Annotated in this window: 11 protein-coding genes and 1 pseudogene; 8 read left to right on the forward strand and 4 right to left on the reverse strand. The window is 67.6% G+C overall.

The window, feature by feature from the left end; translation table 11 throughout:
• Window positions 1–12: 12 nt before the first annotated feature.
• The 8 genes from bchY to pufC all read left to right on the forward strand — a co-directional run bounded on the left by bchY (window position 13) and on the right by pufC (window position 7,225).
• Entirely contained in the window at window positions 13–1,608 is a 1,596-nt protein-coding gene (bchY, locus tag CKO28_RS17600) for a chlorophyllide a reductase subunit Y (RefSeq protein WP_200342119.1), read from the forward strand.
• 3 nt (window positions 1,609–1,611) lie between these two features.
• The gene (gene bchZ / locus CKO28_RS17605; protein WP_200342120.1) at window positions 1,612–3,090 is read left to right on the forward strand and encodes a chlorophyllide a reductase subunit Z; all 1,479 of its coding nucleotides are present in this window, start codon (window positions 1,612–1,614) and stop codon (window positions 3,088–3,090) included.
• Window positions 3,087–3,464: a hypothetical protein gene (locus tag CKO28_RS17610; RefSeq protein WP_200342121.1), complete on the forward strand. Its 378-nt coding sequence runs from the start codon at window positions 3,087–3,089 to the stop codon at window positions 3,462–3,464. The genes bchZ and CKO28_RS17610 overlap by 4 nt, the downstream gene beginning before the upstream one ends.
• Window positions 3,465–3,607: 143 nt before the next feature.
• Window positions 3,608–3,847, forward strand: a complete 240-nt coding sequence (pufB, locus tag CKO28_RS17615; protein ID WP_200342122.1) for a light-harvesting antenna LH1, beta subunit — start codon at window positions 3,608–3,610, stop codon at window positions 3,845–3,847.
• Window positions 3,848–3,860: 13 nt separating this feature from the next.
• Window positions 3,861–4,055 carry a light-harvesting antenna LH1, alpha subunit gene (pufA, locus tag CKO28_RS17620; protein WP_200342123.1) on the forward strand — a complete coding sequence of 65 codons (195 nt, stop codon included), beginning with the start codon at window positions 3,861–3,863 and terminating at the stop codon, window positions 4,053–4,055.
• A gap of 114 nt (window positions 4,056–4,169) precedes the next feature.
• Window positions 4,170–5,012, forward strand: a complete 843-nt coding sequence (gene pufL / locus CKO28_RS17625) for a photosynthetic reaction center subunit L (protein WP_200342124.1) — start codon at window positions 4,170–4,172, stop codon at window positions 5,010–5,012.
• A gap of 18 nt (window positions 5,013–5,030) precedes the next feature.
• Entirely contained in the window at window positions 5,031–6,044 is a 1,014-nt protein-coding gene (gene pufM, locus CKO28_RS17630; RefSeq protein ID WP_200342125.1) for a photosynthetic reaction center subunit M, read from the forward strand.
• Window positions 6,045–6,058: 14 nt separating this feature from the next.
• Complete coding sequence (pufC, locus tag CKO28_RS17635) at window positions 6,059–7,225, forward strand: photosynthetic reaction center cytochrome PufC (RefSeq protein WP_200342126.1); 1,167 nt, start codon at window positions 6,059–6,061, stop codon at window positions 7,223–7,225.
• Between the two features lie 238 nt (window positions 7,226–7,463).
• On the opposite strand, the gene bchJ is transcribed toward pufC, so the two are convergent.
• The 4 genes and pseudogenes from bchJ to CKO28_RS17650 all read right to left on the reverse strand — a co-directional run.
• Window positions 7,464–8,099: a bacteriochlorophyll 4-vinyl reductase gene (bchJ, locus tag CKO28_RS17640; RefSeq protein ID WP_338050172.1), complete on the reverse strand. Its 636-nt coding sequence runs from the start codon at window positions 8,097–8,099 to the stop codon at window positions 7,464–7,466.
• 299 nt (window positions 8,100–8,398) lie between these two features.
• Window positions 8,399–10,144, reverse strand: coding sequence for a magnesium-protoporphyrin IX monomethyl ester anaerobic oxidative cyclase (gene bchE / locus CKO28_RS17645; RefSeq protein WP_200342127.1), 1,746 nt, complete (start codon window positions 10,142–10,144; stop codon window positions 8,399–8,401).
• Between the two features lie 272 nt (window positions 10,145–10,416).
• A partial coding sequence (locus CKO28_RS28510) for an ISAzo13 family transposase (protein ID WP_242480631.1) occupies window positions 10,417–10,820 on the reverse strand: 404 nt, incomplete at its 5' end.
• Window position 10,821: 1 nt separating this feature from the next.
• Window positions 10,822–11,635: pseudogene (locus tag CKO28_RS17650) on the reverse strand (ISAzo13 family transposase); the annotation flags it as partial.
• Between the last annotated feature and the right edge of the window lie 107 nt (window positions 11,636–11,742).

Consider the following 11,742-nt stretch of genomic DNA (forward strand, 5'->3'; position numbering starts at 1 on the left):
GGGGGCCCGGCGATGACCGATACGACGGACGATCGCATCGAGGGCCTTGAGCCCAGCGGCGCGCCGGCCGACGACGCGCCCGCCGCGGGCGCGCCGGCGGAGCCGATCGAGCAGGCCGCCGCCAAGGCCGCCGCCGAGGGCGGCTGCCACGGCGGCAAGGAGACGCTGCAGGCGGCCGCGCGGCAGGCCGGCAAGTCGGCGACGCTGGACAAGCTGGCGGAGGACTACCCGACCGGCCCGCACGACCAGCCGCAGTCGATGTGCCCGGCGTTCGGCTCGCTGCGCGTCGGCCTCAGGATGCGCCGCACGGCGACGATCCTCTCGGGCTCGGCGTGCTGCGTCTACGGCCTGACCTTCACCTCGCACTTCTACGGCGCCCGGCGGACCGTCGGCTACGTGCCGTTCAGCTCGGAAACGCTGGTCACCGGCGAACTGTATCAAGACATCCGCGATGGTGTCGAGCAGATGGCCGATCCGGAGCGTTACGACTGCGTGGTGATCATCAACCTCTGCGTCCCGACCGCCTCGGGCATCCCGCTCGACCGGCTGCCGCACGAGATCAACGGCGTGCGGGTGATCGGGGTCGACGTGCCGGGCTTCGGCGTGCCGACCCACGCGGAGGCCAAGGACATCCTGGCCGGGGCGATGCTGAAGTACGCCCGCGAGGAGGCCGAGGCCGGCCCGGTCGCCAAGCCGCGCAACCTGGTCGAGGATGCGCCCACGATCGCCCTGCTGGGCGAGATGTTCCCGGCGGATCCGGTCGGCGTCGGCCAGATGATCGAGCCGATGGGCCTGAAGATGGCGCCGAACGTGCCGACGCGGGAGTGGCGCGACCTCTATGCCGCGCTGGACAGCGTGGCGGTGGGGGCGGTGCACCCGTTCTACACCCGCTGCGTCGAGCAGTTCCAGCGCGCCGGCCGGCCGGTCGTCGGCTCCGGCCCGGTCGGCCTGGAGGGCACGAGCGACTGGCTGCAGCGGATCGGCGAGGCCGCCGGGGTGGCCGAGGCGAAGATCGACGCCGCCAAGGCGAAGGCCGGCACGGCGGTTTCCGCCGCGCTCGCAGAGCACAGCCTGAAGGGCCGGCGGCTGGTGGTTTCCGGCTACGAGGGCTCGGAGCTCCTGGTCGCCCGCCTGTTGATCGAGGCGGGCGCCGAGGTGCCCTACGTCGGCACGGCCTGCCCGCGCACCGCGTGGAGCCGGACCGACCGCGAATGGCTGGCCGCGCACGGCTGCCACGTGCAGTACCGCGCCTCGCTGGAGCAGGACACCGCGGCGATGCGCGAAGTCCGGCCGGACCTGGCGATCGGCACCACGCCGCTGGTGCAGAAGGCGAAGGAGCTCGGCTGGCCGGCGATCTACTTCACCAACATGGTGTCCGCCCGCCCGCTGTTCGGCGCCGCCGGCATCGGCGCGCTGACCGGCATCGTCGAGACCCAGACCGCCGGCGCGGAGCGCTTCCAGACCATGGTGTCCTTCTTCGAGGGCGTCGGGCAGGGCCACACTGCGGGATACGGCTTCTCCGAGGTGCCGTCGGCCAAGCGCAAGATGCGCCGGGCCGCCAAGGCCGAGAAGCGCGACACCGGCGTCCCGGACAGCGTGGGGACCTGAGCCATGCTGGTATTGGACCACGACCGCGCGGGTGGCTACTGGGGCGCGATCTACACCTTCACCGCGATCCAGGGGATGCGGGTGGTGATCGACGGCCCGGTCGGCTGCGAGAACCTGCCGGTGACCTCCGTCTTGCACTACACCGACGGCCTGCCGCCGCACGAGCTGCCGGTGACGGTGACCGGGCTTGGCGAAGACGAGCTGTCGATGACCGGCACCGAGGAAAATCTCAAGCGTGCGTCCGCGACACAGGACAACGATTTGCCGGCCGTCGTGGTCACGGGATCGATCGCCGAAATGATCGGCGGCGGTGTTACGCCCGAAGGAAGTAATCTTCGCCGGTTTCTTTGCCGCACGATTGACGAGGATCAATGGCAAGCGGCCGATCGTGCGATTAACTGGCTCTGGACTGAATTCGGGCCCAAGAAGGGCAAGACCGACAAGCCCAAGCGGAGAGAGGGGCAGGACAAGCCCCGCGTGAACATCATCGGTCCGATCTTCGGCACCTTCAACATGCCGAGCGACCTGGCCGAGATCCGCCGCTTGGTCGAGGGGATCGGCTGCGAAGTGAACATGGTGTTCCCGCTCGGCAGTCACGTGCTCGACATCCCGCGCCTGAACAACGCGGACGTGAACATCTGCATGTACCGCGAGTTCGGCCGGAAGCTGTGCGAGGCGCTGGACCGGCCGTACCTGATGGCGCCGATGGGCGTGTTCTCGACCACCAAGTTCCTGCGCACGCTGGGCGAGCTGACCGGCGCCGACCCCGAGCCGTTCATCGAGCAGGAGAAGCACACCACGCTGAAGCCGATCTGGGATCTGTGGCGCTCGGTGACCCAGGACTTCTTCGCCACCTCGAGCTTCGGCGTGGTGGCGAGCGAGACCCACACGCGCGGCCTGCGCAAGTTCCTGGAGGACGAGATGGGCGTGCCCTGCGCGTTCCATCACGCCCGCAAGCCGGGCAAGAAGCCGGACAACGCGGCAATCCGCCGGGACGTGCAGGAGAACACCCCGCTGGTGCTGTTCGGCTCCTATAACGAGCGGATGTACAACGCTGAGATCGGCGGCCGGGCGATGTACGTCCCGGCCTCGTTCCCGGGCGCGATCGTCCGGCGGTCCACCGGCACGCCGTTCATGGGCTACGCCGGGGCGACCTACGTGGTGCAGGAGTTCTGCAACCAGCTGTTCGACGCGCTGTTCCACATCCTGCCGCTGTCCACGCAGATGGACGAAGCGGAGGCGACGCCGACCCGCGGGCCAGCGCAGCAGATGAGCCTGGAGCAGACGCTGCCGTGGGACGACGCGGCGCAGGCGAAGCTGGACGACTACATCGAGACGCAGCCGTTCCTGGTGCGGATCTCCGCGGCGAAGCGCCTGCGCGAGCGCGCCGAGGCGATCGCCCGCCAGGACGGCGAGTCCCGGGTCGCCGCGGGCCACGTGGACGCGGCGCGCGGGGCCCTGAACACGGGGGCGGCGGCATGACGGTGGTTCACCTGAACCGCGCGCCCGACACCAACCGCGCCCCCGACACCAACCGCGCCAGGGGGACGACCCCAACGCGCACCGCCGCTGCCCGGCAGCGGCCGACCGAAGGCCGCACGGCCCAAAACTGGGAGGGTAACGACATGCCGGAACGTAACCGGATCACGACGGGTGGCGACAAGAAGCACCGCAAAGGGGACTCCTTCGAGTACCGCCTGCTGATGGCGGCGAGCCTGCCGATCTTCCTGGTGGCGGCCATCGTCGGTCGCGTGCTGCCGAGCGGCGAGCACGCGGTCCCCGGCGAGCGGCTCTCCGTGATCGGCGAGGCGCGCGCCGCGGCGGACACGTACGTCCCCTTCGCGTTCATGGGCTGAGGCAAGCCCATCCAAGAATCCGGCCGGCCACGGTCGGCCGGTAACCGCCGCGATCGTCCGTATCGCGGTCTCAACAGCCGCGATCGAGACGGAAAGCGGTTTTCCAGCTAGGTGCAACTAGCAAAACGGGAGTAGGTGCAGATATGGCAACCGAGAGTAAAGGCCGGAACGAAAGCCTTTCCGGGCTGACGGAAGGCGAGGCCAAAGAGTTCCACAAGATCTTCATGACGAGCTTCATCATCTTCGTGGCGATCGCTGTGTTCGCGCACATCCTCGCCTGGATCTGGCGTCCGTGGCTCCAGGGTGACCCGGCCGCTCAGGCCAGCGTGATCCTGGACGGTGCGCAGCAGACCTTGGCCACCATCCTGCCAGTCCTGGCGTAAGGAGGGAGTTACCATGTGGAAGATTTGGCTTCTTTTCGATCCCCGCCGGATGCTGGTGGCGCTGATGACGTTCCTGTTCGTCCTGGCGCTGCTCATCCACTTCATCCTGCTCAGCACCGATCGCTACAACTGGCTGGAGGGTCCCGCCGCGAGCGGCGGCCAGCAGTCCAGCGTGATCGAGCGGTCGGTGGAGCCGTCGAAGGCCTAAGCCGGGCCCGACCGACGAGTCAGCGGGCGGGGCGTCGGGGCCGACGCCCCGCACCGCGGCTCGGGCCCGCCGCTGACGGGCACCGAGGCCGGCATCCAATTGGAGGGTTCGGTTATGGCTATGCTGAGTTTTGAACGAAAATATCGGGTCCGCGGCGGCACGCTCATAGGCGGCGACCTGTTCGATTTCTGGGTGGGCCCCTTCTATGTAGGGTTCTTCGGTGTCACGACGCTGTTTTTCGCCGTCCTCGGGACGGGCCTGATCCTTTGGGGTGCCGCGCTCGGGCCGACGTGGAACGTCTGGCGGATCAACATCGCGCCGCCGGACCTGAGCTACGGTCTGGCGCTGGCGCCGCTGCAGGAAGGCGGTCTGTGGCAACTGATCACGATCTGCGCGATCGGCGCGTTCGTGTCATGGGCGCTCAGACAGGTGGAGATCAGCCGCAAGCTGGGCATGGGGCTGCACGTCCCGTTCGCGTTCGGCGTCGCGATCTTCGCCTACGTGACCCTGGTGGTGTTCCGCCCGCTGCTGCTGGGCGCCTGGGGGCACGGCTTCCCCTACGGCATCCTGTCGCACCTCGATTGGGTGTCGAACGTCGGCTACCAGTACCTGCACTTCCACTACAATCCGGCGCACATGATCGCGGTGAGCTTCTTCTTCACCACGACGCTGGCGCTGGCCCTGCACGGCAGTGCGATCCTGTCCGCCGCCAACACCGGCCGCGAGGACGAGCCGGTCAAGGCCGGGGAGCACGAGGACAACTTCTTCCGTGACTTCATCGGCTATTCGATCGGCCCGCTGGGCATTCACCGCCTGGGCCTGTTCCTGGCGCTCAACGCCGGTTTCTGGAGTGCCGTGTGCATCATCATCTCCGGGCCGCTTTGGACGCGCGGCTGGCCCGAATGGTGGTTCTGGTGGCTCCGGCTGCCGATCTGGGACGCCGGTGGCTTCAACTAGGGCGAAGGGACACCGACCATGCCTGAATATCAGAACATCTTCACAAGGGTCGAAGTCCAAGGACCCGGCGAAGCGGGCCTGGCCCTGCCGCCCGGCGGGACCGGCCGGCGCTTCGGCAAGCCGATGCACAACAGTTGGCTGGGCCGGATCGGTCACAGCCAGATCGGGCCGATCTACCTTGGCTGGTACGGGGTGGCCTCGATCATCTGCGGCTTCATCGCGATCGAGATCATCGGCCTGAACATGTGGGCCAGCGTCGGCTGGGACCCGATCCAGTTCGTCCGTCAGGGCCCGTGGCTGGCGCTCGAGCCGCCGCCGCCCGAGTACGGGCTGAGCCTGCCGCCGTTGAACCAGGGAGGCTGGTGGCTGCTTGCCGGCTTCTTCCTGACGGCCGCGATCCTGCTTTGGTGGGTGCGCACCTACCGCCGGGCGATCCAGCTTGGCATGGGCACGCACGTCGCCTGGGCGTTCGCCTCGGCGATCTGGCTGTACCTGGTGCTGGGCCTGATCCGGCCGGTCATGATGGGCAGCTGGGCCGAGGCCGTGCCGTTCGGGATCTTCCCGCACCTCGACTGGACCGCGGCGTTCTCGATCCGCTACGGGAACCTCTTCTACAACCCGTTCCACATGCTCTCGATCGTGTTCCTGTACGGCTCGACCCTGCTGTTCGCGATGCACGGCGCCACCATCCTGGCGACCAGCCGGTACGGCGGCGAGCGTGAGAGCGAGCAGATCACCGACCGCGGGACCGCCTCCGAGCGCGCGGCCCTGTTCTGGCGCTGGACCATGGGCTTCAACGCCACCATGGAAAGCATCCACCGCTGGGCCTGGTGGTTCGCGGTGCTGACCCCGCTGACCGGCGGTATCGGCATCCTGCTGACCGGCACGGTCGTGGACAACTGGTACCTGTGGGGCGTCAAGCACGGTCTGGCCCCGGTCTATCCGGACGTCTTCCCGGGCATGACCGAGATGAGCAACCCGGCCCTGTCCGGCGGCGGCGACATGTCCGGCGGCACGGCAACGGCTCAGTAGAGGGAGAGCGCACCATGGCTTGGAGCTTTAGGAAATCGCTCGCGCTCGCCTCGCTCGGCGTTGCCGCCGTGCTGGCGGGCTGCGAGGACCCGCCGATCGAAAGTCAGCAGCGCGGGTACCGCGGCGTGGCCCTCGTGCAGCACTACAACCCCGAGGACTTCGCCAAGCTGATCGAGCAGAACCAGGTGCCGGCGCCCGCAACCCCGGCACCCGAGGGCGGGCAGAAGGCCTCCGAGGTGTACCAGAACGTGGAGGTTCTGGGGCACCTCAACCAGGCCCAATTCACGCGGCTGATGACCGCGATCACCCAGTGGGTGGCCCCGGATCAGGGCTGTGCCTATTGCCACAACCTGGCCCAGGGCTTCGCCTACGAGGATGTCTATACCAAGCAGGTCAGCCGCTACATGCTGCGGATGACCATGGACATCAACCAGAACTGGGAAAGCCACGTTCAGACGAACGAGAACCAGACCGGAGTCACCTGCTACACCTGCCACCGCGGCAACAACCTGCCCCAGAACGTCTGGTGGAAGAACGCCGACGATCCGCAGAACGCCGCGGGGATGATGGCGGGCTGGACGCCGGACGGGCAGAACGGCCCGAACATGAAGACGGTCTACACCTCGCTGCCCGGCAACCCGTTCGAGCGGTACCTGCTGGGCGGGGGCAACCTGACCCAGATGATCGGCGTGCAGGGGAACCAGGCGCTGCCGAATCCCCAGAGCACGGACTCGATCCAGGCGACCGAGGCGACCTACGGCTTCATGATGCACCAGTCCGACGCACTGGGCGTGAACTGCACGTACTGCCACAACAGCCGGTCCTGGAATAACTGGGATCAGAGCCCGCCGCAGCGGGTGACCGCCTGGCACGGCCAGCGGATGACCCGGGCGATCAACAACGACTACATCGTCCCGACCACGGATCTGCTGCCGGAGAAGCGGCTCGGCCCGACCGGCGACGCGCCCAAGGCCAACTGCGCGACCTGCCACAACGGCGTGTTCAAGCCGCTGTTCGGCGCCAACATGGTCAAGGACTATCCGAGCCTCGACCCGAACATGACCCGGGAAGAGGCGGCCCAGCTGCGCAAGAAGCTGGGGCCGGACCACGGGGCCAACTACGGCTTGCCCCCGCGGATCGGCTCGGAGAACGCCGAACCGGCGGTCGACAACCGCTTCTAGCCGGCGGGATGGACCTAGCGGCCCCTTCCGGGGCCGTCGGGCCAGCCTCCGACGCCTAAAGCCCCGGCAACTGAAGTTGCCGGGGCTTTCTTGCGTGCGCGCCGGAGCTGCGTCGTCCGGAACGCGACAGGGAGCCCGCGGTCAAACGGATTCCCGGCCTCCAGTGGCGGAGAGGGGACAACTTTGTGTGGAGGCGAGGAAGGCCACCGGGGTGCGCGAACAGATCTGCGCCCCACGCTTACCAGCGGATCTCGAAGCGGCAGGCCTTAGCGCCGGCGGCTTGGCAGGCGGTTTCCGTAGCTGCGGCTTGCGGGTGGACCAGCTCGCGGAACAGCCGCTCGAACGTGCCGGTATAGGTGTCGCACACCGGATGGTCGGCGGCGATTTCACGGCACAGCGGGCAGCCGGCGATGGTGACGACGCACGGCCGGCCGGCGGCGGCGTCGAACCGGCCGGAGCCGGCGAACGTCCAGGCGTTGCGCGCGATCGCGGCCAGCAGCACACGGCTCGCCAGCCACGCCGGGGCGGGCCGCAGCAGCGCCTGCACCGGCTTGGGGATCCGGTGGGCCAGCAGGTAGTCGCCGGTGCGCCCGCCGGCCTCGCGCGCGACCCGGCGGAAGCCCGTCTCCGGCAGGTGGGCGTGCAGCGCGCGGTTCAGACCTGCGACCGCGCCCTCCGCGACCATCTCCCGCGGCCAGGCCTCAAGGTAGGAGGTCAGGCCGGCGTCGGCGAACACGGCATAGGTCGTCGCCCGGCCGTAAAGCCCGTCCAGCGCCTCGCCGACCCGCGTGATCGCGTTCGGCCCGACCCGGGCCAGCGGGTCGCCGGGCGCGTCCGCGGCGGTCTGCATGGGGCCGTGACTGGCGTCGGACACGGGGGCCTCCGTATGGTGCCGGGGTGCTGATTTGGGGCCCGTCAGGCGGCCTACGACACGGCTTGCTGCGCAAGCCGCCGACAAACAACGATGACGTCGATTGGTTTAATCTGCTGATACAGGTGCACTTTACCAACATCGACGCCATCCAGAGCAGCCGATCGGAGCTCGGCGTGTCGAAGTACGCCCGACAGCTCTGCGAAGCGCTGCTTAACCGCGTCGCCGGCCCAGAACGCAACCGGCCCCGCCAGGGCGTGCCCGGCGGGGCCGTGCCGTCGGGCCGTCAGCGGCCGCCGGGCTTATTCCGCCGGCGTGGTCTCGTGCGTGCGCTGTTCGCGGCCCTGGCGCTCGCGGCGCTTGTTCAGGGCCGCCGGCTCGCCGCCCCGGGTCGGCATGCCCGCGGCCGACGCGGCATCGGCCGTCTGGCCGCCGGTCGCCTTGGCCTGGGCGGCCTCGTCCCGGGCGCGTTCGCGCGCGGCTTGCTTGTTGACCTGCGCCTCGCGGGCCACGTTGCGGGCGCGCTCCAGCTTCTTGCGCGGCGCCTGCTTCCATTCGCCGAGCGAGGGCTGGACGATCGTGGTCTTGCTCTCGTCGAAGTCGAAGTCGACCGTCTTCTTGGAGCCCCAGTAGTTAACCCGGCCCAGGTCGTAGAACTTCCGCTTGAAGCCGGACAGCGCGTAGGCCTTCAGGCAGCCCAGCAGGTACCGGCGCTTCGCCTTGTCCAGGGTCCACGGATAGGAGAAGAAGGACTTTTTCATATAGAACCGGCGGTAGTTGTGCATGACGTGGTCGAGCACTTCCGCACGGTCCATCTGGTCGGGTTTGATGATCGGGGTGACGAAGTTGTACTTGTCGAAGTCGTAGACCTCGACCTTGTCGTCGAGTTCCGCGAACATGTCGGAGAACGGCCAGGGGGTGTACATCGCCCAGTTGGCCATGTCCGGCGCCCAGTCCTGGCACATCTGGTAGGTCTCTTCGAGCGTCTCCTTGGTCTCGTTCTCCATGCCCACGATGAACTGAGCCTCGGAGACGATGCCGTGCTTGCGCAGCAGCTCGATCGCCTTCTTGTTCTGCTCGATCGTGGTTTCCTTGCGGAACCGGTTGAGGTTCATCTGCGCGGCCGCTTCGGTGCCGAGCGAGATGTGGATCAGCCCGGCGCGGCGGTAGAGCGGCAGGTACTCCTCGTCGCGCAGGATGTCGGTGACGCGCGTGTTGATACCCCAGTAGATATCCAGGTTGCGGGAGGCCAGCTCCTCGCAGAACTCGATGAACTTCTTGCGGTGGATGGTCGGCTCCTCGTCCGCCAGGATGAAGAAGCCGACGTCGTACTCGCGGTACAGGTGCTCGATCTCGTCGACCACGTCCTTCGGATTGCGCACCCGGTAGGTCCGCCAGAACTTCCACTGCGAGCAGAAGGTGCAGGTGTAGGGGCAGCCGCGGGCGAAGTTGGGCACCGCGACCCGTCGGTTCTGCATCGGGATGTAGTGGTACTGGTCCCAATCGAGCACGCCCCAGTCGGGCGCCAGCGTGTCCAGCCGGGTGATCGGCGGGGCGGCCGGGTTGGCGACCACGTTCTCGCCGTCGTGCCAGGCGATGCCCTTGACCTTGTCGCGGTCGTCCGGCCAGCGGCCCTGGTCGATCGTGCGGATCAGGTCGACGAAGACGTGCTCGCCCTCGCCGCGGACGATGCAGTCGATCCACGGCGCTTCCAGGAACACCTGCTGGTACATGAAGGTCGCGTGGATGCCGCCCAGCACGGTCACGGTGTCGGGCGAGACGTCCTTGGCGATCTCCAGGATACGCTCGGCCTTGTAGATCGACGGGGTGATCGCGGTCGTGCCGATCACGTCCGGCTTCTCGGCGGCGATGACCGAGCGGATCTGCTCGTCGGACAGATCGTTGGTCATCGCGTCGACGAAGCGGATGTTGTCGTAGCCTTCCTTCTTCAGGCTGCCAGCCAGATAGGCGACCCATGCCGGCGGCCAGTTGCCCGCGATCTCCGCGCCACCGGAATGGTAGTTCGGATGCATCAACAGGATGCGCATGACGGCGATCTCCCCAGGCCTCTCGTGAACTGTCACGTAAACCTGACAAGTCCGGTGTAACGGCGCGTTGACGTGAATCAATTCACGGCCCGACAAGGCCCTACGCGGGAGAAGGGGATTTCGCAGCTGGGGAGGCAGGGCGGTTCGGCGTGCTCGCGTTCGCCGGGCGCCACGGCAGGTCCGCTCTCGTCCGACCTGGAGGAGGCGGATTAGGTTGCGATCGCCCGCCGCCTCTGTCCAACGACCGTTAAGGACGCCACCGACGATAATCGCTACGTTTTCGTTGGCCTTGGTTTGATGGTGTAGTTCCACTCGGGATGGAAGGAATCGCCGGTGATGTCGAGGGTGGCCATGTCGGCGTTGGAGACCTTCAGGCCTTTCTCGTAGATCCGCTCGTCGAGGGCGCACGCGACGTTGAGTCCGGTTTTGGTGGTGGTCGCGCCGATGAGCTCGACCACCGTCATGCGGTCCGTTAACGGACGGCCGCGCCAGTTCTGCGTAATCCGGCAGAACAGCCGGTGCTCGATTTTGTTCCACTTCGATGTGCCAGGCGGATAGTGATGGACTTCGAGCGTGAGCCCGGTCTCGTCGGCGAGCTTCTGCAACTCCAGCTTCCACAGTCTGACGCGCGCGCCATTCGAGCCGCCGCAGTCCGCCGTCACCAGGAGTTTTTTCGNGTTTTTTCGCCTTGGGATAGCGGGTGTGTCCCAGACGTAGGAGCCATGTGCGGATGGACTGGACGGCAAACTCGGCCGTATCTGCGGTGATCCCGACGCTGACCCAGGCCTCGTCGGTGGTCACGTCGTACACACCGTAAGGCGCGACCTTGCCCAGGTCCTTGTCCTCGAAGTCGTGCACCTTCACGCGCTGCGGATCGCCCTTGGGGCGATAGTCGGTGCCGCCGTTCTTGTAGCTCCCGACAAGCTCCTTCTTCTTCGTGTCCACCGAGATGACGGGCTCCCCGGCGGCCTGCGCCGCGACCACCTTAGCGTTGATGTGCTCGAACTGGGCGTTGCGGTCTGGATGGTGCGAACCTTCATCCGCCTTGCGGTTGGACTGCCGCGAGTAGCCGAGCTTGGAAAGCAGTTTGCCCACGCTGCCGGGGCTAATCGTATGGCCCATGGCGCGGAGTGAGGCGGCCAGCTTGTCCAAGCTCTTGGAAACCCACAAAAGCGCGCGCCCCGGGTCGCCTCGCGTCGCCGGTGCGACGAGGCGCTCCAGATCCGCGAGCAAGCTCGCATCACGCTCGGTCAGCGACCGCGGGCCGCCGCCCTCGCGCCGCACACGCCCGCCAGCCGGCGGCGGCACGTCGAGGTCTTTCAACCCGCGTCCGATCGTTGAGCGGGCGAGCCCGGTGATCTCCGAGACCGCTACCAACCCGCCGCGCCCCGCCGCGCGCGCCTCGCTGGCAGCAAACAGCCGCCGGCCCCGCTCGTCACGCTTCGAGCCGTCCGCCTCCCATCGCAGCTGAATCCCGCGCCGGTCGATCATCTGGCATACTTACGATACCTCCCAGTGAACGGGAATCCCGCCCGCCCGAGTCAAACCGCCGCACCCAAAGACAGCCATACCGATTCTGTTATCGTTGGGCGTGTCCT

It is taken from the genome of Rhodovibrio sodomensis (assembly GCF_016583645.1).
Taxonomy (GTDB): domain Bacteria; phylum Pseudomonadota; class Alphaproteobacteria; order Kiloniellales; family Rhodovibrionaceae; genus Rhodovibrio; species Rhodovibrio sodomensis.

What these genes read in the sequence shown, in the direction of transcription:
- bchY (WP_200342119.1), top strand. Translation starts at nt 13, where the DNA reads ATGACCGATACGACGGACGATCGCATCGAGGGCCTTGAGCCCAGCGGC.
- bchZ (WP_200342120.1), top strand. Translation starts at nt 1,612, where the DNA reads ATGCTGGTATTGGACCACGACCGCGCGGGTGGCTACTGGGGCGCGATC.
- CKO28_RS17610 (WP_200342121.1), top strand. Translation starts at nt 3,087, where the DNA reads ATGACGGTGGTTCACCTGAACCGCGCGCCCGACACCAACCGCGCCCCC.
- pufB (WP_200342122.1), top strand. Translation starts at nt 3,608, where the DNA reads ATGGCAACCGAGAGTAAAGGCCGGAACGAAAGCCTTTCCGGGCTGACG.
- pufA (WP_200342123.1), top strand. Translation starts at nt 3,861, where the DNA reads ATGTGGAAGATTTGGCTTCTTTTCGATCCCCGCCGGATGCTGGTGGCG.
- pufL (WP_200342124.1), top strand. Translation starts at nt 4,170, where the DNA reads ATGGCTATGCTGAGTTTTGAACGAAAATATCGGGTCCGCGGCGGCACG.
- pufM (WP_200342125.1), top strand. Translation starts at nt 5,031, where the DNA reads ATGCCTGAATATCAGAACATCTTCACAAGGGTCGAAGTCCAAGGACCC.
- pufC (WP_200342126.1), top strand. Translation starts at nt 6,059, where the DNA reads ATGGCTTGGAGCTTTAGGAAATCGCTCGCGCTCGCCTCGCTCGGCGTT.
- bchE (WP_200342127.1), bottom strand. Translation starts at nt 10,144, where the DNA reads ATGCGCATCCTGTTGATGCATCCGAACTACCATTCCGGTGGCGCGGAG.